This window comes from Simplicispira hankyongi (genome assembly GCF_003570885.1).
Classification (GTDB): Bacteria; Pseudomonadota; Gammaproteobacteria; order Burkholderiales; family Burkholderiaceae_C; genus Simplicispira; species Simplicispira hankyongi.
In genome coordinates this window covers 275,990-295,587 of sequence record NZ_QXJC01000001.1, presented here as the reverse complement: position 1 = coordinate 295,587, position 19,598 = coordinate 275,990, and the positions used below count along the sequence as shown (strand labels likewise).

Genomic DNA, 19,598 nt, shown 5'->3' with positions numbered 1-19,598 from the left:
TCAGTGGCCCTCCGCCTGGGCGTCGGCCACCGAGGAGCCCAAATACGCCTCTTGCACCCGCGCATTGGCGCGTACGGCGTCCGGCGTGTCGAATGCCAGCACCTCTCCATAGACCACCACCGCGATGCGATCGGCCAGGCCGAACACCACCCCCATATCGTGCTCCACGGTGAGCAGGGTCTTTCCGACCGTCACCTCTTTGATCAGTTCGATAAAGCGCTCTGTCTCTGATTTGTTCATGCCTGCCGTGGGTTCGTCGAGCAGGATCACGTTGGCACCGCCTGCGATGGTGATGCCAATCTCTAGCGCGCGCTGCTCTGCATAGGTGAGGTTGACGGCAAGCACATCGCGCTTCGTGTCAAGTCGAATCATCTTCATCAGTGCATCGGCGCGCGCATTGGCGTCATGCAGATTCGCTAGAAATTTCAGAAAGGTGTACTTGTAGCCCAGGCTCCAGAGCACGCCGCAGCGCAAGTTTTCAAACACGCTGAGCTTGGGAAAGATGTTGGTGATCTGAAAACTGCGCGACAGGCCAAGGCGATTGATCTCGAACGGCCGCTTGCCATTGATGCGATGGCCGTTGAGCAGCACTTCGCCGCTGGTGGGCTCGAAACGGCCGCTGATCAGGTTGAACAGCGTGGACTTGCCGGCGCCATTGGGCCCGATGATGGCGACGCGCTCACCCGCCCTGACGGCAAGGTTGACGCCGCGGATGATTTCGGTCTTGCCAAAGCGCTTGCGCAGGTCTTTGAGTTCAAGTGCGTAATTGGCCTGTCCGTGCGCGGCTTGTGCCGCGCCACTGCCCCCAGGGGTTACGTTCACATGGTTGGTGTGATTTGGCGCCGTATCCATGTTACAGAGCCCCCCGCCCGTTGGTTTGGTCTTCAATGTACTCTTGGGCGGCGCTCCATTGGCGCGCAAATTTTCTGCGCGCTACCTCAAACAGCGCGACACCCACGAGCGTCACGAAGCCTGCGCCCAGCCAGGCGCTCATCGCCTTGGTGTTCAATACCATGCCCATGAACGGCGTGCCTGGTCCCTGGCCGATATTGAGTTGCACGTGGTAGATCATTTCGATCAGGGCCGCGGCCCCGATCAGGACGATGAGTGCCGTTGCCGCCAAGGCCAGATAGTGGATCAGCAAGGGCCGCAACCTGCCAAATGAGGCCACCCGCACGTTCATCATGATTAGGCTCGCGATGCCGCCAGGCGCATACATGACCATCAACAGAAACGCCAGTCCCAAGTAAAGCAGCCAGGCCCGAGTCAGCTCGCTCAGAACGATGGTGGCCAGCACCATCAGAACGCCGCCAATGATGGGGCCGAAGAAGAACGTGGCGCCGCCCAGGAACGTGAACAACAAATAGGCGCCCGAGCGGTAGCCACTGACCACCTCAGAAGTGACGAGTTCGAAGTTCAGCGCAGCGAGCCCGCCTGCGATACCCGCAAAAAACCCGGCCACCAGAAAAGCGATGTAACGCACCATCTGCGTGTCGTAGCCGACGAACTCAACACGTTCGGGGTTGTCGCGCACGGCGTTGAGCATGCGTCCCAATGGCGTCCGGGTAAAAGCAAACATGAGTGCCGTGCAGACGAAGGTGTAGAGCGCGATCAGGTAGTACAACTGAATCTGCGGGCCAAATGTGATGCCCAGCGGATGCAAACCAGTGACGCGGTCGCCCGAGATACCGCCCTCACCGCCAAACACGCCCGGGAACATCAGCGACATGGCCGCCACCAGTTCGCCGATGCCCAAAGTGATCATGCCAAACGTAGTGCCAGCCTTTTTGGTCGTCACCCACCCCATCAGCACGGCAAAGGCCAAGCCGCCCAAGCCACCGACCAATGGAATCAGACTCACAGGGACATACAGGGTGCCAGCATCCACGAGCGTGAGCACGTGGATCGCCAGGAAGGCACCCAGACCCGAGTGCACGGCATGGCCGAAACTCAGCATGCCGCCCTGCCCGAGCAACATGTTGTAGCTCAGGCAGACGATGATGGCCACGCCCATCTGGCAGAGCATGGTCTGGCTGAGGCCGCTGGTAAATACCAGGGGAGCCACCAGCAACACCAGTGCAAAACCGCCCCAAATCACGAACCGCCCGAGATTCAGCGGCTTGAATTGATAAACCTTGGATCGCATGCGGTCAGCCCTCTCGTGTACCCATAAGACCCTTGGGCCGGAAAATCAAGATCAGAACCATGAGCAGGTAAGGCAGGATCGGCGCCACCTGGCTGAGCCGCATGCTCCATACCGGATAGCCAAAGGTGTCTGGGGTGATGTGAACCCCCAGAAAACTCGCGGCGCCGAGCAGAGTGCTGTCAATGCCCACCGCCAAGGTTTGAATGACGCCAATGAGCAGCGACGCGAGGAAAGCCCCCGCCAACGAGCCCATGCCGCCGACCACCACGATCACGAAAATGATGGCGCCCACGGCCGCCGCCATGCCAGGCTCGGTCACGAAAGCATTGCCACCAATGACCCCTGCCAACCCCGCCAGCGCAGCACCACCGCCAAAAACCAGCATGAAAACACGCGGTACGTTGTGACCCAGGGCCTCAACAGCCTGAGGGTGGGTCAACGCAGCCTGAATCACCAGACCAATGCGGGTGCGCGTAAGCAGCAGCCAGGTGCTGAGCAGCATCAAAAGCGCCACCAGCATCATGAAGCCGCGATAAATCGGAAACTGAATGCCGTACAGGGTAAACAGCGGGCCGCTGAGCACGGTCGGAATGCGGTAGTCGACCGAACCGCGGCCCCACACCAGTTGCACCAGCTCGACAACGATGTAGCTCAGCCCAAAGGTCAGCAACAACTCGGGCACATGGCCAAATTTGTGCACCCGGCGCAAACAGTAGCGTTCAAACGCGGCGCCTATCAGGCCGACCAGCAGCGGAGAGATCAGCAGAGCCGGCCAAAAACCGATCACACGCGTCGTGCTGTACGCAAAAAATGCCCCCAGCATGTAGAAGCTTGCGTGGGCGAAATTGAGCACACCCATCATGCTGAAAATCAGCGTGAGCCCGGAGCTCAGCATGAACAGGAGCAACCCGTAGCTCAGCCCGTTCAAAATCGAAATAACGTAAAACTCCATGCAGCACCCGTCTGGTCAAAGGCCGTGAATACAAGGTCGATCAGAAATAGAAAAGCCGGGATGACAATGGCAATCCCGGCTTGCTCCGCCGCCGCAGGCCTGGCCTCAGCCAGGACGCTTCATCTGGCAGCTGGTGGGCGTGCTTGAGACATAGGGCTCAAACTGCTTGATCGGGGCGAAGGTGTAGCCCGTGTTTTCGTTGCTGTAGGGGTACTTGGCGCTGACCTTTTCCCACTTCGTGATGAACAGGCTTTGCTGCAACTGGTGGTCCGACTTGCGCATCGTGACCTCGCCCGCAAAGCTTGGAACTTCCATGCCTTCCAAGGCCTGCGCCACCTTGACCGAATTGGTCGACTTGGCTTTGACCATTGCGGCGTTCAGCAGCTTGATGCCGTTGTAAATGGCAAAGGTATAGAAGTCGTCGTTGTACTTTTTCTTGAACCCTTCAACGACCTTGCCCAGCTCGCCTGTCGTTTGGGAGTAACCGTAGGACACTACGTAGACTTGGGTTTTGTCCCCCAGGGCAGCAAGCGCCGTCGGCGTGCCGGAGACACCTGCATAATAGGTGTACATCGGCAAATTCAGACCCGCTTCGCCCAGGGCCTTGACGAACAGGGTCAAGTCGGCACCCCAATTGCCGGTCACGATGGCGTCGGCGCCCGACTGCTTGATCTTGGCCACGTAGGGCGCAAAGTCTTTGACATGCCCGATTGGCACATAGTCATCGCCGACAATTTGCACATCTGGGCGCTTGCGCTTGATGTCTGCCTGGAAGTATTTGGAAACCTCGTGCCCGTGCGAGTAGTCCTGGTCCAGCATGTACACCTTCTTGACTTCCGGCTTGTCTTTCATGAAGGTGGTGAGTGCCTCCATCTTCATGGTGGTATCGGCGTCAAGACGGAAATGCCAGAAGCTGCAATCCTCGTTGGTCAGGGTTGGAGAGACTGCAGCGTAGTTGAGGTAGACAACCTCTTTGCCAGGATTGCGCTCGTTGTACTTGGTGACCGCCTGCTCCAGTGCCAGCGCGGCTCCCGACCCGTTGCCCTGGGTGATGTAGTGATAGCCTTGATCAATGGCCGCCTTCAACTGGGTCACCGCGCCCTGTGGTGAGCCGCCCGAATCAAAGGCATTGATCTGAAACGTCACGCCCGCAGGATTCTTGTTGCCGGAAAAATAATCGGCGACGTACTGCCAGCTCTTGAGCTGGTTTTGCCCCACATTGGCGAAGGGGCCAGACAGCCCCTCGATCATTGCGATCTTGACCGTCTCACCCTGTTGAGCAAATACGCCTCCAGCGCTTATCAACAGCACGCTTGCAGCTAGTGTTTTAGTAGCAAAATTCACGCCTTGTCTCCTAGTGTTTAACGAACGACTTCAGCCTAACCGGTGGTGCACGCTCAGGGCACAGGGAATGCCCTTATGGCCTATCGCACAGGCGACTTCACCCCGTGAACCGAGCGCGGTCCGAATGCCTCAAAGACCTGGCAGCTTGTATCCCTTGAGTTGCTCGCGCAGGCGCGTCTTGAGCATCTTGCCCGTGGCGCCCAGCGGGATGGCGTCGACAAACACCACATCGTCGGGAATCTGCCATTTCGCGGTCTTGCCCTCATAAAAAGCGAGCAATGCTTCTCGCGTGAGTTCGGCGCCGGGCTTGAGCGCGATCGCGACGATGGGGCGCTCATCCCACTTGGGGTGCGGCATACCGACACAGGCGGCCATGGCAACCGCTGGGTGCGCCATGGCGATGTTCTCGATGTCAATGGAGCTGATCCACTCGCCGCCCGACTTGATCACGTCCTTGCTGCGGTCGGTGATCTGCATGAAACCGTCAGCGTCAATGGTGGCCACGTCGCCCGTGGGGAACCAGCCGCGGCCCTGTGCATCAGCCACCAGTGGGTTTTCTCCCTTGTAATAGCTCTCGATGATCCACGGGCCGCGCACCAGCAGGTCGCCGTAGGACTTGCCATCCCAGGGCAGTTCCTTGCCGTCCCCATCGACGATCTTCATATCCACGCCGTAGATCGCCCGACCCTGCTTTTGCAGGATCTTCATCTGCTCGTCCTTGGACAATTCCAGCTGCTTGTTTTTCAACGTGCACAGCGTGCCGAGCGGGCTCATTTCCGTCATGCCCCAAGCGTGCAGCACCTCAACGCCGTATTCGTCCTGGAACGCGGTAATCATGGCCGGCGGGCAGGCCGAGCCGCCAATCACCGTGCGCTTGAGCGTGCTGAACTTCAGGCCCGCCGGGCGCAGGTGGCCGAGCAGCATCTGCCATACCGTGGGCACGCCAGCGGCGTAGGTCACCTTCTCGGCTTCAATCAGTTCATAGATCGACTTGCCATCGAGCGCCGGGCCGGGGAAAACGACCTTGCAACCCGTGAGCGCCGCCGAATATGGAATGCCCCAGGCGTTAACGTGGAACATGGGCACCACGGGCAGCACTGCATCGCGGGCAGACAGGCACATCACGTCCGGCAAGGCAGCGGCGTAAGCGTGCAGCACAGTCGAGCGGTGGCTATAGAGCGCGGCCTTGGGGTGGCCGGTGGTGCCACTCGTGTAGCACATGCTCGAAGCCGTGTTCTCATCGAACTGCGGCCAGACGTATTCGGCGGATTGCGCGCCAATCCAGGTTTCGTAGCTCACCAGGCCAGGCACGCCGCTGTCCTGCGGCAGGCGGTCGGCATCACATAGGGCGACCCACTTCTTCACCGTGGGACATTTGGCGTGCACCGCCTGCACCAGGGGCAGGAACGTGAGGTCAAAACACAGAATCTGGTCTTCGGCGTGGTTCATGATCCACGCAATCTGCTCGGGGTGCAGGCGCGGGTTGACGGTGTGCACCACGCGCCCCGAGCCGCTCACGCCAAAGTACATCTCCATATGGCGGTAGCCGTTCCAGGCCAGAGTGGCCACGCGGTCGCTAAACGCCAGGCCCGCTTGGTCCAGCGCGTTGGCAAGCTGGCGCGAGCGCGCGGCAAGGTCGCGGTAGGTGTAGCGATGGAGGTCGCCCTCGACACGGCGCGAGACAATTTCGCCGTCGCCGTGGTGCCGCTCGGCAAACTCGATCAACGACGAAATCAAGAGTGGCTGACTCTGCATTAAACCCAGCATAAGTGCTCCTTTAGCTTTTCATATCACAAAAACAGGACCATCCTAACGGGTGAACTTGCCGCCCGCACCGACGATGGTCAAATCCACAAAGCGCGAACCCTGGCGTACCCCCTTGCCAAAATTCACCTCGAAACCGCCCACATCGAACTGCTGCAGCGATTCCAGGGCCTGGATGAAGCGGGGCCGTGTCAGGTCTTTGCCAGCGCAGCGCAAGCCTTCGACCAGCACCTTGGCATTGATGAAAACCTCCAGTCCGATAAAAGACACCGTTTCTTGCATTCCGGCTTTTTTCAACAGTTCCCGGTATTCCTGGGCGACGGGCAGGCTCTGGCTCCAGGGGAACGGTACAACCGATGTCACCACCACCCCCACGCCATCCGGCCCCAGCGCCTGAATGGTGGACTGGGTTCCCATTACCGAAGTGGCGTAGAAGCGGGCTGCACGGCTCCTGCATCACACCCGACGCAAAGGCAGCGCAGTGTCCGTCGCCGGGAAGGGAACTCCAACACTTGTCGCCTGCCTGACATTTACAGCGGGTTTTCCCGCGCTGGCGTGCAAACATACCGCGACAATCCCTCTATGTTTGGCGCCACCCCTTCTGCGGAACGTTTCATTGCCTGCCAACCCTGGTTTGCCTCTGTGCCGACCGATCTGCAGGAACAACTGCGCCACGGCGTGTATTTCACCGAAGGCGCCAAGGGCGACGTCATGCTGCCGGCAGGCTCCGCCGTGGAGGGCTGGCACGCCGTGCTGTCGGGGCTGGTCATGCTGCAAAGTCCAGCGTCCAGGGGGCGCGCATCGGCCTTCATTGGCGTGTCCGACGGCGACTGGTTCGGTGAAGGCTCCGCCATGAAACCCGAGCCGCGCAAGTACGACGTGGTGGCCCTGCGCCCTACGCGCATGCTGTGCCTGCCTCTTCCCCTGTTCGCCACCCTGCGCGAGACCAGCCTGGCATTCAACCAGTTTCTGGTGCTGCACATGAACCTGCGGCTGGGCCAGGCCATGGCCATCATTGAAGCCGGTCGCATGCGCTCGACAGAGCACCGCGTGGCGCTGTACCTCAGCCGCCTGTTCTGGCGCAGCACGCGCAGGCTCAACCTCACGCAGGAAGAACTCGGCCAGTTGTGCGGCCTGTCGCGCCAGACCGTCAACCGCGTGCTGCGCGCGCTGGAAGCTTCGGGCATCGTGTCTTTGGACTTCGGGCGAGTGGCCATCGTGGACGACGGCGCGCTTGCGGCGCATCTGGCGGCCACAGCTGGCGACTAAATAGCCCGCAATATCGCACTGCGCCTGACCCACGCGCAAATCGGCAGGTCCATCCATTGGCGTGGTCCGGGACGATACCGCGCCCAGCCGCCTGCCCACGGCCAGTCGTCCCGTCACCCAGGATAGCCCTGCACGCCACGCAGCTTGCTCCCTGCGGGAGAATGGACGCATGAACCAGCCTGAAGCGCCCCTGGAGCGGGCCGATTGCGGTCTGTCCTGGCACAACAGCTTCGCCTCTCTGGGGCCAGCTTTCCATACCCCGCTACAACCAACCCCCCTGCCCAACCCGTATTGGGTCGGCACCAGCACGGGGCTGGCGGAAGAGCTCGGGCTAAATCCAGACTGGCTGCACTCGAACGCGGCATTGCACGCCCTGAGCGGCAATACCCCCCTGCACGGCAGCACTCCCCTGGCCAGCGTGTACAGCGGCCACCAGTTCGGTGTCTGGGCCGGGCAATTGGGAGATGGCCGGGCCATCCTGCTGGGCGAGGTGGAAACGCCTACAGGGCCAATGGAAATCCAGCTCAAGGGCAGCGGCCTGACGCCCTATTCGCGCATGGGCGATGGGCGGGCGGTGCTGCGTTCGAGCATTCGTGAGTTTCTGGTGAGCGAAGCCATGCAGGCGCTGGGCATTCCCACGACGCGGGCACTGGCGCTCATTGGCTCGCCCCTGCGGGTGCGGCGCGAAACGATGGAGACCACCGCTGTCGTCACGCGCGCTGCGCCGAGTTTTGTGCGCTTTGGACATTTCGAGCACTTTGCCGCTGCTGGCAACCACGATGCGCTCCGGCAGTTGGCCGACCATGTGATCGCACGGCACTACCCCGAATGCCGCGCGGGTGCCGCCTTGGGCAACCCGTACGCGGATTTTCTGCGGGCAGTGAGCGAGCGCACTGCGGCGCTGGTAGCCCAGTGGCAGGCGGTCGGCTTTTGCCATGGTGTGCTCAATACCGACAACATGAGCATCCTGGGCCTGACTATTGACTACGGACCATTTCAGTTTCTCGACGCCTATGTGCCCAACCATGTGTGCAATCACAGCGACCATAGGGGGCGCTACGCATTTGACCGCCAACCCAATGTCGTCTACTGGAATCTCTTCTGTCTGGGGCAAGCGCTGCAGCCCTTGATTGGCGAGCCTGCGCGCGTGGTCGAAGCGCTGGACTCCTACAAGCAAGTGTTTCCCCGTGCGCTCATGGCGCGCATGCGGGCCAAGCTCGGCTTGCCTGCGCCACTTGCCGACGAGAGTGTGGTCATGGACGGCATCCTGCGCCTGCTCGCCGACAACGCGGTGGACACCACCATCTTCTGGCGGCGGATCTCGCACGCCGTGGCGGCTGGCGATTTCGAGCCCGTGCGCGACCTGTTTGCCGACCGCGCGGCGTTCGACCAATGGTTGCTCTCGTATTCAGAGCTGCTTGCGCAGACAGACCGTGCGCTAGCGGCCAATTTGATGCTAAAAACCAACCCCGCCTATGTGCTGCGGAACTACTTGGCGGAACAGGCCATCCGACAGGCGAATACGGGCGATTTCAGCGAGATTGACCGCTTGCAAATGCTGCTGGCCCATCCCTTTGATGAGCGCCCCGGCGACGAAGCCTACGCCCTGCCCCCGCCCGATTGGGCGTCCCACCTGTCCATCAGTTGCTCATCATGACCTTTCCTATCCAGAAGTCCGAAGCCGAGTGGCAAGCCGTGCTGCGTGAAAAGGGGGCAGAACCCGGCGCCATGAACGTCACGCGCCACGCTGCCACCGAACGCCCTTTCACGGGCAAATACGAAGCCCATTGGGCGGACGGCAGCTACCACTGCATCTGCTGCGGCAACAAGCTGTTCGATGCCGGCACCAAGTTCGACGCCGGCTGTGGCTGGCCGAGCTTCTCGCAGGCCGTGCCGGGCGCCATCCGGGAAAACGTCGACCTCAGCCATGGCATGCGGAGGGTGGAAACGGTTTGTGCACAATGCGGCTCGCACCTCGGCCATGTGTTCGAGGACGGCCCTGCCCCGACCGGGCTGCGCTACTGCATGAATTCCGCATCGCTTGATTTCGCGTCCGACGCCACCTGAACAGACCATCCAACGGCACCTGCCCATGAAACTGCTGATCGACTTCTTCCCCATCATCCTGTTCTTTGTGGCCTTCAAGTTCTGGGGCATTTTTGCTGCCACGGGCGTGGCCATCGCCGCCACCATCGTGCAAATTGCCTACCTGCGCCACAAACATGGCAAGGTCGAACCGATGCAATGGGTGAGCCTGGGCGTGATCGTGGTGTTTGGCGGCGCCACACTGCTTTCGCATAGCGATACCTTCATCAAGTGGAAGCCCACCGTGCTGTACTGGCTGATGGGCGGTTCCCTGCTGGTGGGCCAGTTGCTGTTTCGCCGCAACCTGATCAAAAGTCTGATGGGCGCACAAATCGAACTGCCAGAGAGCGCCTGGAATGCGCTGAACTGGGCCTGGACCGGTTTTTTTGCCGCCATGGGCGTGCTTAACCTGTGGGTGGCCTTCCACTTTGACACCGACACCTGGGTGAACTTCAAACTGTTTGGCGGCCTGGGGCTGATGCTGGCCTTCGTGCTGGCACAGGCCGCATTTCTCAGCCGCTACGTGAAGGACACCGAACCCGAAAAGGACGCTCAGCCGTGACGAACGACACCCCCATTACCGCCCCCGCCATGCAGGCTGCCTTGAATACAGCCCTCCAACCTACCCAACTTGAGGTGCTTGACGAGAGCTACCAGCACGAAGGACACGCCGGCGCCAATGGCACCGGCTTTGGCACCCATTTCCGGGTGCGCATTGCGTCACCTTCGCTTACCGGCCTTTCCCGGGTGAAGCAGCACCGCCTTGTGTATGATGCGCTGCAAGAATTTATCGACCGGGGCGCTCACGCCATCGCCATCGAAGTTCTTTGATCCCACGCGGAAACGCGTTGCGGCTCGCCGGCAATCTGCCGGCACCCCTTCCACCTTTTGGATTTCGAATGAAGAAACAGCTTTTGTCCGGCCTTGTGGCCGCAGCCTTGCTGGGCACCGTGGCATTGCCTGTGGCAGCCCAGAACATTGCCGTGGTCAACGGCCAGGCCATCCCCAAAGAGCGCGCCGATGTGCTGCGCCAGCAGGTTGAGCGTTCGGGCCGCCCCATCACCCCCGAGCTCGAAAAGCAGATCAAGGACGAAGTGATTGCACGCGAAATCTTCCTGCAGGAAGCCGCCAAGCGCAATCTCGACAAGGACCCTGATTTCAAGGTGCAGATGGAACTGGCCCGCCAGACCATCCTGATCCGCGAGCTGTTTCCCGACTTCCAGAAGAACAACCCCGTCACCGACGCCGAAATCAAGGCCGAGTACGACAAATTTGTCGCCGCCAACAGCGGCAAGGAATACAAGGCCAGCCACATCCTGGTCCCCACCGAGGCAGAAGCCAAGGCGATCATCGCTTCGATCAAGAAGGGGGCGAAGTTCGAAGACATCGCCAAGAAGCAGTCCAAGGATCCAGGGTCGGGCGCCAAGGGTGGCGACCTCGACTGGGCCAACCCCAGCAGCTACGTCTCGGAATTCACCGAAGCACTGATCAAGCTCCAAAAAGGCCAGATGACGCAGGCCCCGGTCAAGACCCAGTTCGGCTGGCATGTGATCCGCCTGGACGACGTGCGCCAGGCCCAATTGCCCAAGCTGGAAGACGTCAAACCCCAGATCGCACAGCAGTTGCAGCAGCAGAAGCTCGCCAAGTTCCAGGAAGATTTGCGCGCCAAAGCCAAGATTGAATAAACCCGGTTTCGCGCTATTCAAAAACGCGGCCTCGGCCGCGTTTTTTTATGGCTAACGGCCAAGCAACCAGCCAGTGGCGAGAAGCACCCCAATCATCACCGGCTGGTGCACCATGTAGTACGACAGGCTCCAGCGCCCAAGCAGTGCCAACGGTGATGCCACGGCAGGCACCGGTGACACCAGCCAGCGCCGCTGGTGCACGAGCAACCACTGCCCTGCCGCCAGGCCCCACCACAAAACGCCCAGCCAAGGGAACAACGGCACGTAGTCTTCGGTGATGGGTTTGCGGGTAATCAGTCCCAGCCAGTTCAGCGACCGCGCATCCAACGCGCCCGCCAGGTGGGCAAAAGGCCCTGTCAGCATGGCATGCGCCACCAAGGGCAGCAGCAAGGCCAGCAAGCCCGCGGGCCACAGCCACCGCCCCCAGCCCATGCTCAGCCGTGCAATCAGCAGCATGACCACCATGCCATGCAGCACGCCAAAATAAATAAAGCTGCGAGGAAACATCAGCCAGGAGCCAGCCGACACCAGCAGTGCGTAGCCCGCTATCTGCCGCCAGCGGCGAAAAAAGCGCTCCCACCCGAGCGAGCGCGACTGTGCCACGGCCTGCCCAAGGCCGGCACAAAACAGGAACAGGCTGACGATGGCGGTGCGCTGCCACGTCCAAACAGGGTTGCGGTAGAAGTCCTGGTGCCACCAGCCGAAGTGGCTCAGGTCAAAGCAGAAATGGAACACCGTCATCCACACCATTGCGAGACCGCGCAGGGCATCAATGGCATCGTAGCGGTCTATTCGGGGATCGGGCAATGTGGGCATGGGCCATTCGCAGCAGCAGGATGCGAATTGTCGTCTGGACAAGAAAAAAGGACTTGCAGCGCATGCTGCAAGTCCTCGGTTCGGTGGTCGGAGCGGCGGGATTCGAACTCGCGACCCTCTGCTCCCAAAGCAGATGCGCTACCAGGCTGCGCTACGCTCCGACAGCTAGTATTCTAACCTGCGCCATGAGCATCATTTGCGGCAAAAGACCCATAACGAAAAGAAATTTACAGCGTCAACGTTGCGATGGGCCAGGACCACGCCCTGCCAGGTGGCGGAAGGTGATGCGGCCTTTGGTGAGGTCGTAGGGCGAGAGTTCGAGCGAGACCTTGTCGCCCGCCAGAATGCGGATGTGGTGCTTGCGCATCTTGCCGCCGGTGTAGGCGATGAGTTGGTGCCCGTTGTCCAGCGTCACGCGAAAGCGCGAGTCAGGCAACACCTCGGTGACGCTGCCCTGCATTTCAATGAGTTCTTCTTTGGCCATTTTTCAATCTCTGGTAAACGATTTCATCCATCGGCGCTGCGGCACCCGCCACCGCGTGCGCCGCCTGCTCGGCGTGAGCAGGCCTCTGTGCATTGCGTTCGGGGGGTGCTGCACCCGCAGCGCAGCTCGGTGGGAAGGCCGGCGTGACGGCTTCAATGGACAGGCTGGGCGCAAGCCCTAAGCCTTCTATTGTAGCGTGACATACCCTGTCTGACTACACAGTTACCGCAGCCTGCTCTATAGAATCGCCCGCCACACTCGCCATCCCTGCCCGCCATGTCCGACTCGCTCGCTGTCTCCCTCCAGTATCTGTTGCCCAAACAGGCGCTGACCGCACTCGCCGGCAAGATTGCCTCGGCCCGCGCAGGCTGGTTCACCACCGCCCTGGTGCGTGCCTTCGTCTCGCATTACGACGTCGACATGACCGAGGCAGAACATGCGGACCCGTCGGCCTACCCCAGTTTCAATGCCTTTTTCACGCGCGCACTGCGGCTGGGCGCGCGGCCGATGTCGGCGGCCGAATGGGTCTGCCCGGTGGATGGCGCCATCAGCCAGTTCGGCGCCATCGAGCAGGACCAGATTTTTCAGGCCAAGGGCCACCACTATTCGACCACCGCACTGCTGGGCGGCGATGCTGCGCTGGCCGCGCGTTTCAACAATGGTCGGTTCGCCACCATTTACCTGAGCCCGCGCGACTACCACCGCATCCACATGCCTTGCACCGGGCGCTTGACCCGCATGGTGCATGTGCCGGGCGACCTGTTCTCGGTCAACCCGGTCACCGCGCGCGGAGTGCCGGGGCTCTTTGCGCGCAACGAGCGCGTGGTGTGCGTGTTTGAGGGGGCGCAAGGCCCATTCGTCATGGTGCTGGTGGGCGCCACCATTGTGGGCAGCATGGCCACGGTGTGGCACGGTCTTGTCAACCCGCCACGCACGGGCGTGTTGCGCCATTGGGATTACCCGGAAGGCAAAGTCGTGCTACAGAAGGGGGAGGAAATGGGGCGCTTTCAGCTTGGCTCCACCGTCGTGCTGCTGTTCCCGAGTGGCCCCTTTCACTTCAGCGCCCACTGGGAGAGCGGGGGCGCCGTGCGCCTGGGTCAAACCATGGCCGAGCGCAGCACAGGAGCGGGGGGCGCCGGATAATCCGGCCATGTCCCTGCAACCGCACCAGATCGAACTGCTCTCTCCCGCCCGCGATGCCAACATCGGCATCGCGGCCGTGAACCACGGCGCCGATGCCGTCTACATCGGCGGCCCTGCCTTTGGCGCACGCGCCACGGCAGGCAATGACATTCGCGACCTTGAACGCCTGATCACGCACGCGCACCGCTTTGGCAGCCGCGTCTTCATCACGCTCAACACCATCCTGCGCGACGACGAACTGGAGGGCGCGCGCCAAATGGCCTGGCAGGTCTACAACGCGGGCGCCGATGCACTCATCATCCAGGACATGGGCCTGCTGGAGCTGGACCTGCCGCCCATCCAGCTGCACGCCAGCACGCAGACCGACATCCGCACGCCCGCAAAGGCGCGCTTTCTGCAAGATGCCGGGCTCAGCCAGATCGTATTGGCCCGCGAACTGACCGTGCAGCAGATCGCCGCCGTACGCACCGCCACCGATCCCGAGCGCTGCGCCATCGAATTTTTCATCCACGGCGCGCTGTGCGTGGCCTACAGCGGCCAGTGCTACATCAGCCATGCGCAAACGGGCCGCAGCGCCAACCGGGGCGACTGCAGCCAAACCTGCCGCCTGCCCTACCAGGTGACCGACGCGCAGGGGCGCTTCATCGCGCACGACAAGCATGTGCTCTCGATGAAGGACAACAACCAGAGCGACAACCTGCGCACCCTGATCGACGCCGGTGTGCGCAGCTTCAAGATCGAGGGCCGCTACAAGGACATGGGCTACGTGAAGAACATCACCGCCCACTACCGCAAGCTGCTCGACGAAATCCTCGACGAGCGCGAGACCTCGGGCGACCCGCTGGCGCGCGCGTCGAGCGGCCGCACCACGTTCACCTTCACGCCCGACCCGCTGCAGAATTTCAACCGCGAGTTCACCGACTACTTCGTCAACGGCCGCAAGGAAGACATTGGCGCGTTCGACACGCCCAAGAATCCAGGCCAGGCCATCGGCTGGGTCACCAAACTGGGGCCCCACTTCGTCGAAATCGAAGTGAGCAACCCGGTCACCGTGCTGCACAACGGCGACGGCCTGTGCTACTACGACCTGCAGAAGGAACTGGTGGGCCTGCAGATCAACCGCGCCGAACCCGTGTCCCCGCGCGATGGACGGCAGTGGCGTGTGTTCCCGAAAGACCCGATGGAGGGTTTCAAGGACCTGCGCAAGGGAGCCGAGGTCAACCGCAACCGCGACATGGACTGGGTGCGCACGCTGGAGAAGAAGTCCAGCGACCGACGCATCGGCCTGTGGGCGCAGTTTGCCGAAACGGGCAACGGCTTCGCTCTCACGCTGACCGACGAGGACGGCTTCACCGGCACGGCCCGGGCCACCCTGCCCCATGAACCAGCACAGGACGCAGCCCGCGCCGAGGCCAGCCTGCGCGAGCAACTCGGGCGCTTTGGCGCCAGCCTCTTCGCCGTACACGACATTGCACTCCAGCTCTCGCAGCCCTGGTTTGTACCTGCCTCCGGCCTCAATGCGCTGCGCCGAGACGCCCTGGCCGAGCTCGAAGCTGCGCGCGCCGCCGGATTCGAACGCCTGCCGCGCGCCACGCCTGTCGAGCCACCGGCGCCCTACCCCGAGGACACGCTCTCCTACCTCGCCAACGTGTTCAACCACAAGGCACGCGACTTCTATGCGCGCCATGGCGTGAAGGTGATCGCCGCCGCCTACGAAAGCCACGAAGAGGACGGCGAGGTCAGCTTGATGATCACCAAACACTGCGTGCGCTATTCGATGAGCCTGTGTCCCAAGCAGGCCAAGGGCGTCACCGGTGTGCAGGGCACGATCCGGGCAGAACCCTTGACACTGATCAACGGCAACGAGCGCCTGACCTTGCGGTTTGACTGCAAGCCCTGTGAAATGCACGTCATGGGCAAGATCAAGCGCCATGTGCTTCAGCAAGGCCGCGAAATACCCTTGACCTTCTACACGACCCGGCCCCACCGTCCTGCATGACCACCACCTCCCCGCCCTGAGATCCCGCTCCTGATGCCCTGTTTATCGGTTTCTGCACAGATGGCCGCGCTCCCGGCAGAAAGCGGCTGAAGGCATGAACTCCCCCGCTGCGGTCTGGCTTGCGTTTCTTGCCTGCGCTGCGCTGATCGGCGCGGCAGGCTACCAGCTGTCCCTTGCGGGCGACACCATTGCGCGGCGCACGGGGCTCTCCGGGAACTGGATTGGCCTGACACTGATCGCCAGCGTGACGTCGCTGCCCGAACTGGCCACCGGCATTACCAGTGTCACTCTTGCCCACGCTCCCAACCTCGCCGTAGGCAATGCCCTGGGCAGTTGCGTGCTCAACCTGGCATTCCTGGTGGTGATTGACATGGTGCACCGGCGCGAACCCGTCTGGAGCCGTGCCAGCCGCGGCCATGTGCTGGCCGCCGCCTTTGGTGTCGTGCTGTTGGGCTTTCTGCTGCTGGGCCTGCTGATCGGCCAACTGTCGCCGACTTCCACCGAGCCGACGACCCATGCGCCACGCTGGAATCTGGGCCTGATGACGCCCGTCATGCTGCTGCTCTACGTGGTGGCCATGAAGGTGGTCTTCGTCTACGAGCGCACCCACCCGGCTGAACAGGCGAATGACAACGCCGCCTCCACCCTCGACGCGGCAATCCCCCCACTGCGCAGGGCCATCGTGCGCTTTGCCGTATCCGCCCTGGTCGTGATGGGGGCGGGCCTGTGGCTGCCCTTTGCCGCGGTCGACCTGGCACATGCCATGGGCTGGAATCGCAGTTTCGTCGGCAGCCTGTTCGTGGCCATGGCCACCACCTTGCCAGAACTGGCCGTCACGCTGTCGGCCCTGCGCCTGGGCGCGCTGGACATGGCCATCGGCAACCTGCTGGGAAGCAACCTGTTCAACGTGACCATCATTGCAGTGGACGATCTTTTCTACCGCCCGGGCGCGCTGCTGGCCGATGTGTCGCTGGTGCATGCCGTCACCGCCACCTCTGCCATCGTGATGACCGGCCTGGCGGTGGTCGGCCTGTTCTTTCGTCCCCGCGACCGGGTGCTGCGTGCCGTCGGTGCCATCAGCCTGGCCCTGACGGCGGTGTACCTGCTCAACACCTACGTCATTTTTCTGCATGGCACCTGACCCGGCACCCCGCCCCCCGACCGCCGCGTCCGCAGCGGCGCATCTGCGTGAAGTCCATGACCTCGTCCAGGCCCATGGGGTCGATCCTGGTTGCGGCCTGCACCCCGAGGAGGCCCAGCGGCGCGCCGCGCAGCACGGCGCCAACGCCTTGGCCGGCGCCCCGCAACGCAGCAAAGTGGCACTGCTGGCCGAGCAGTTCAAGGATTTCATGGTGCTGGTGCTGCTGGGCGCTGCCGTGGTCTCGGGCCTGGTGGGAGAGCTGACCGACACCCTGGTTATCCTGGTGATCGTCGTTCTAAATGCCGTGATCGGCTTCGTTCAGGCCTGGCGCGCCGACCAGGCCATGGCCGCCCTGCGGCAACTGGCTGCAGCACACGCCACGGTACTGCGCGGTGGCGCGGTCCAGGTGGTGCCCGCCAGCAGCCTGGTGCCAGGCGACATTGTGTTGCTGGAGGCCGGCAACCAGATCCCTGCCGACCTGCGGCTCATCGACATCACGCAGTTGCACGTGGATGAATCCGCGCTGACTGGCGAATCCGTCACCGTGGCCAAGCAGACCGCCCCCCTGGCACAGCAAGAAGCCCCTGCGCTTGGCGACCGCACCAACATGGCCTTCAAGGGCACCACGGCGACCCATGGCCGGGCCCGCGGGCTGGTGGTGGCCACGGGCATGCACACCGAACTGGGCAAAATCGCACGCCTGCTCGACAGCGACGACCGCAACACCCCCCTGCAGTTGCGACTGGCCGCCTTCGGCAAGCGCTTGGCGCTGGCCGTGCTGGGGATCTGTGCCATTGTTTTTGTGGTCGGCGTGCTGCGCGGCGAGGCCCCTTTGCTGATGGCGCTCACAGCCATCAGCCTGGCCGTGGCGGCCATCCCGGAGGCGTTGCCCGCCGTGGTCACGGTGTTGCTGGCGCTGGGCGCGCGCCGCATGGTCGCGGTGCATGCCCTGGTGCGCCGCCTGCCATCGGTCGAAACGCTGGGCTCGGTGACCACCATCTGCTCGGACAAGACGGGCACCCTCACACAGAACTGCATGCACGCAGAGCTTTTGGTGGTGCAGGAGCAGCCCTGGTTCCCCGGCGACACTCTGCCCAGCGCCATACACCGCGAGGCGCTGCGCGCCGCTGCGCTGTGCAATGACGCCACGCGCCACCGACAGAACGAGCCCGGCGTCTGCGATGTGCCCGACGCTGGCGCAACCTGGACCGGTGACCCCACCGAGACGGCCCTGGTGCTGGCCGCGCACGCTGGCGGACTGGACAAAGCCGAGCTGGACCACGCCTGCCCACGCGTGCAGGAGCAGCCCTTTGATTCGGACCGCAAGCGCATGACCACCTTTCACCGGGAGGGCGCAGGCTTCGTTGCCTACACCAAGGGAGCGCCCGAATCGGTGCTGCCGCGCTGCGCCACGCAATGGACACCCGAGGGCAGCACCCCGCTCGACGGCGCCAGTGCGCTGGCCACGGCCTCTCGTCTGGCCGCGCAGGGCCTGCGCGTACTGGCCCTGGCCCGGCGCAGCCATGACCGCCTGCCCGACACCAACGCGCTCGATGCCATGGAAAGCCAGCTGGAGTTGCTAGGCCTGATCGCACTCATCGACCCGCCTCGCCCGGAAGCCATGGCCGCCGTGCGCGACTGCATCAGCGCGGGCATCACCCCCGTGATGATCACCGGTGACCATCCCGCCACCGCCCGCGCCATTGCACACCGCCTGGGCATCGTGACGCGCAGCGATGCCCCTGTCCTGACCGGCGCGGACCTGGCCACGCTGGACGATGCGGTCCTGCGTGCGCGCGTCGAGCAGGTACAGGTATACGCACGGGTCGATCCGGCGCAAAAAATCCGCATCGTCCAGGCACTGCAGGCCCAAGGCCATTTCGTCGCCATGACCGGCGATGGCGTGAACGATGCACCCGCCCTCAAACAGGCCGACATTGGCGTGGCCATGGGGCGCGGCGGTACCGACGTGGCACGTGAAGCCAGCAGCCTGGTGCTGCTGGACGACAACTTCGCAACCATCGTCGCGGCCATCCGCGAGGGGCGGCGCATCTACGACAACATCCGCAAGTTTGTGCGCTATGCCATGACGGGCAACTCGGGCGAGATCTGGACCATTTTCCTCGCGCCCCTGCTCTTTTTGCCCATTCCCTTGCTGCCCATTCACATCCTGTGGGTCAACCTGGTCACCGACGGCCTGCCCGGCCTGGCACTGGCCGCCGAACCGGCCGAACGCGGCACCATGCGGCGCCCGCCCCGCGCGCCGGACGAAAGCCTGTTTGCCCACGGCATGTGGCAGCACATCCTGTTCATGGGCCTGCTGATTGCCGGACTGTGCCTGGCGGTGCAGGCCTGGGCCCTGCACACCGGCCACGCCCACTGGCAGACCATGGTGTTCACCGTGCTCACGCTGGCCCAGATGGCGCATGTGCTCGCCATCCGGTCCGAGAGCGAACCCCTGTGGCGGCTTGGCCTGTGCAGCAACCGCCCGTTGCTGGGGGCCGTGCTGCTGACCTTTCTTCTGCAACTGGCCACCATTTATGTGCCCTTTCTCAACCCCATCTTCAAGACCCAGCCCCTGAGCCTGCCCGAACTGCTGATCTGCCTGGGCGCCGCCGCCGCTGTCTATGGCGCGGCGGAGATTGAAAAAGCCCTGCGCCGTAAGCCAGGCCGCCAGATAAGCTCATAGCCAATGGTTCGACCATCGCCCGTACGGGGCGTGCAAAATGCCGACTCGCACGGACGCGTGCGCGTTCACCGTTCACCCCAC

The 19,598-nt window shown here is 62.8% G+C and carries 17 protein-coding genes, 1 tRNA gene and 1 pseudogene; 10 read left to right on the top strand and 9 right to left on the bottom strand.

The window, feature by feature from the left end; all coding sequences use genetic code 11:
• The 6 genes and pseudogenes from D3F03_RS01300 to D3F03_RS01275 all read right to left on the bottom strand — a co-directional run.
• Positions 1-822 carry an ABC transporter ATP-binding protein gene (locus D3F03_RS01300; protein WP_245960459.1) on the bottom strand — a complete coding sequence of 274 codons (822 nt, stop codon included), beginning with the start codon at positions 820-822 and terminating at the stop codon, positions 1-3.
• 31 nt (positions 823-853) lie between these two features.
• Entirely contained in the window at positions 854-2,146 is a 1,293-nt protein-coding gene (locus D3F03_RS01295) for a branched-chain amino acid ABC transporter permease (RefSeq protein WP_119107565.1), read from the bottom strand.
• Positions 2,147-2,150: 4 nt separating this feature from the next.
• Positions 2,151-3,098, bottom strand: a complete 948-nt coding sequence (locus tag D3F03_RS01290; RefSeq protein ID WP_119107564.1) for a branched-chain amino acid ABC transporter permease — start codon at positions 3,096-3,098, stop codon at positions 2,151-2,153.
• Between the two features lie 105 nt (positions 3,099-3,203).
• Complete coding sequence (locus D3F03_RS01285) at positions 3,204-4,442, bottom strand: branched-chain amino acid ABC transporter substrate-binding protein (protein ID WP_119107563.1); 1,239 nt, start codon at positions 4,440-4,442, stop codon at positions 3,204-3,206.
• A 129-nt stretch (positions 4,443-4,571) separates the two neighbouring features.
• Positions 4,572-6,209: a 3-(methylthio)propionyl-CoA ligase gene (locus D3F03_RS01280; protein WP_119107562.1), complete on the bottom strand. Its 1,638-nt coding sequence runs from the start codon at positions 6,207-6,209 to the stop codon at positions 4,572-4,574.
• 42 nt (positions 6,210-6,251) lie between these two features.
• Positions 6,252-6,629 (bottom strand): annotated as a pseudogene (locus D3F03_RS01275) (ABC transporter substrate-binding protein); the annotation flags it as partial.
• A 159-nt stretch (positions 6,630-6,788) separates the two neighbouring features.
• Here D3F03_RS01275 and D3F03_RS01270 point away from each other — a divergent pair.
• The 6 genes from D3F03_RS01270 (at position 6,789) to D3F03_RS01245 (ending at position 11,245) form a co-directional block, all read left to right on the top strand.
• Entirely contained in the window at positions 6,789-7,475 is a 687-nt protein-coding gene (locus D3F03_RS01270; protein WP_119107560.1) for a Crp/Fnr family transcriptional regulator, read from the top strand.
• A gap of 169 nt (positions 7,476-7,644) precedes the next feature.
• The gene (locus D3F03_RS01265; RefSeq protein ID WP_119107559.1) at positions 7,645-9,132 is read left to right on the top strand and encodes a protein adenylyltransferase SelO; all 1,488 of its coding nucleotides are present in this window, start codon (positions 7,645-7,647) and stop codon (positions 9,130-9,132) included.
• The gene (gene msrB, locus D3F03_RS01260) at positions 9,129-9,542 is read left to right on the top strand and encodes a peptide-methionine (R)-S-oxide reductase MsrB (RefSeq protein ID WP_119107558.1); all 414 of its coding nucleotides are present in this window, start codon (positions 9,129-9,131) and stop codon (positions 9,540-9,542) included. Before D3F03_RS01265 ends, msrB begins: the two co-directional genes overlap by 4 nt.
• 25 nt (positions 9,543-9,567) lie before the next feature.
• The gene (locus tag D3F03_RS01255) at positions 9,568-10,122 is read left to right on the top strand and encodes a septation protein A (RefSeq protein WP_119107557.1); all 555 of its coding nucleotides are present in this window, start codon (positions 9,568-9,570) and stop codon (positions 10,120-10,122) included.
• Between the two features lie 29 nt (positions 10,123-10,151).
• The gene (locus D3F03_RS01250; RefSeq protein ID WP_119107556.1) at positions 10,152-10,391 is read left to right on the top strand and encodes a BolA family protein; all 240 of its coding nucleotides are present in this window, start codon (positions 10,152-10,154) and stop codon (positions 10,389-10,391) included.
• A 68-nt stretch (positions 10,392-10,459) separates the two neighbouring features.
• Positions 10,460-11,245 carry a peptidylprolyl isomerase gene (locus D3F03_RS01245; RefSeq protein ID WP_119107555.1) on the top strand — a complete coding sequence of 262 codons (786 nt, stop codon included), beginning with the start codon at positions 10,460-10,462 and terminating at the stop codon, positions 11,243-11,245.
• A gap of 51 nt (positions 11,246-11,296) precedes the next feature.
• Here the strand turns inward: D3F03_RS01245 and D3F03_RS01240 are convergent, their stop codons facing one another.
• The 3 genes from D3F03_RS01240 to infA all read right to left on the bottom strand — a co-directional run bounded on the left by D3F03_RS01240 (position 11,297) and on the right by infA (position 12,545).
• Positions 11,297-12,061, bottom strand: a complete 765-nt coding sequence (locus D3F03_RS01240) for an acetyltransferase domain-containing protein (protein WP_119107554.1) — start codon at positions 12,059-12,061, stop codon at positions 11,297-11,299.
• 84 nt (positions 12,062-12,145) lie between these two features.
• Positions 12,146-12,222 (bottom strand) — tRNA-Pro (locus D3F03_RS01235).
• A 74-nt stretch (positions 12,223-12,296) separates the two neighbouring features.
• Complete coding sequence (gene infA / locus D3F03_RS01230) at positions 12,297-12,545, bottom strand: translation initiation factor IF-1 (protein ID WP_119107553.1); 249 nt, start codon at positions 12,543-12,545, stop codon at positions 12,297-12,299.
• Positions 12,546-12,821: 276 nt separating this feature from the next.
• Here infA and asd point away from each other — a divergent pair, with 276 nt between their 5' ends.
• The 4 genes from asd to D3F03_RS01210 all read left to right on the top strand — a co-directional run bounded on the left by asd (position 12,822) and on the right by D3F03_RS01210 (position 19,517).
• Positions 12,822-13,688, top strand: coding sequence for an archaetidylserine decarboxylase (asd, locus tag D3F03_RS01225; protein WP_119107552.1), 867 nt, complete (start codon positions 12,822-12,824; stop codon positions 13,686-13,688).
• A gap of 7 nt (positions 13,689-13,695) precedes the next feature.
• The gene (locus tag D3F03_RS01220; protein WP_119107551.1) at positions 13,696-15,687 is read left to right on the top strand and encodes a peptidase U32 family protein; all 1,992 of its coding nucleotides are present in this window, start codon (positions 13,696-13,698) and stop codon (positions 15,685-15,687) included.
• A 94-nt stretch (positions 15,688-15,781) separates the two neighbouring features.
• Positions 15,782-16,828, top strand: coding sequence for a sodium:calcium antiporter (locus D3F03_RS01215; protein ID WP_119107550.1), 1,047 nt, complete (start codon positions 15,782-15,784; stop codon positions 16,826-16,828).
• Positions 16,818-19,517, top strand: coding sequence for a cation-translocating P-type ATPase (locus D3F03_RS01210; protein ID WP_119107549.1), 2,700 nt, complete (start codon positions 16,818-16,820; stop codon positions 19,515-19,517). The genes D3F03_RS01215 and D3F03_RS01210 overlap by 11 nt, the downstream gene beginning before the upstream one ends.
• Positions 19,518-19,598: the final 81 nt, after the last annotated feature.

Coding starts and splice junctions, on each gene's coding strand:
- D3F03_RS01295 (WP_119107565.1), bottom strand. CDS start 2,146: ATGCGATCCAAGGTTTATCAATTCAAGCCGCTGAATCTCGGGCGGTTC.
- D3F03_RS01290 (WP_119107564.1), bottom strand. CDS start 3,098: ATGGAGTTTTACGTTATTTCGATTTTGAACGGGCTGAGCTACGGGTTG.
- D3F03_RS01280 (WP_119107562.1), bottom strand. CDS start 6,209: ATGCTGGGTTTAATGCAGAGTCAGCCACTCTTGATTTCGTCGTTGATC.
- D3F03_RS01270 (WP_119107560.1), top strand. CDS start 6,789: ATGTTTGGCGCCACCCCTTCTGCGGAACGTTTCATTGCCTGCCAACCC.
- D3F03_RS01265 (WP_119107559.1), top strand. CDS start 7,645: ATGAACCAGCCTGAAGCGCCCCTGGAGCGGGCCGATTGCGGTCTGTCC.
- msrB (WP_119107558.1), top strand. CDS start 9,129: ATGACCTTTCCTATCCAGAAGTCCGAAGCCGAGTGGCAAGCCGTGCTG.
- D3F03_RS01255 (WP_119107557.1), top strand. CDS start 9,568: ATGAAACTGCTGATCGACTTCTTCCCCATCATCCTGTTCTTTGTGGCC.
- D3F03_RS01250 (WP_119107556.1), top strand. CDS start 10,152: ATGCAGGCTGCCTTGAATACAGCCCTCCAACCTACCCAACTTGAGGTG.
- D3F03_RS01245 (WP_119107555.1), top strand. CDS start 10,460: ATGAAGAAACAGCTTTTGTCCGGCCTTGTGGCCGCAGCCTTGCTGGGC.
- D3F03_RS01240 (WP_119107554.1), bottom strand. CDS start 12,061: ATGCCCACATTGCCCGATCCCCGAATAGACCGCTACGATGCCATTGAT.
- infA (WP_119107553.1), bottom strand. CDS start 12,545: ATGGCCAAAGAAGAACTCATTGAAATGCAGGGCAGCGTCACCGAGGTG.
- asd (WP_119107552.1), top strand. CDS start 12,822: ATGTCCGACTCGCTCGCTGTCTCCCTCCAGTATCTGTTGCCCAAACAG.
- D3F03_RS01220 (WP_119107551.1), top strand. CDS start 13,696: ATGTCCCTGCAACCGCACCAGATCGAACTGCTCTCTCCCGCCCGCGAT.
- D3F03_RS01215 (WP_119107550.1), top strand. CDS start 15,782: ATGAACTCCCCCGCTGCGGTCTGGCTTGCGTTTCTTGCCTGCGCTGCG.
- D3F03_RS01210 (WP_119107549.1), top strand. CDS start 16,818: ATGGCACCTGACCCGGCACCCCGCCCCCCGACCGCCGCGTCCGCAGCG.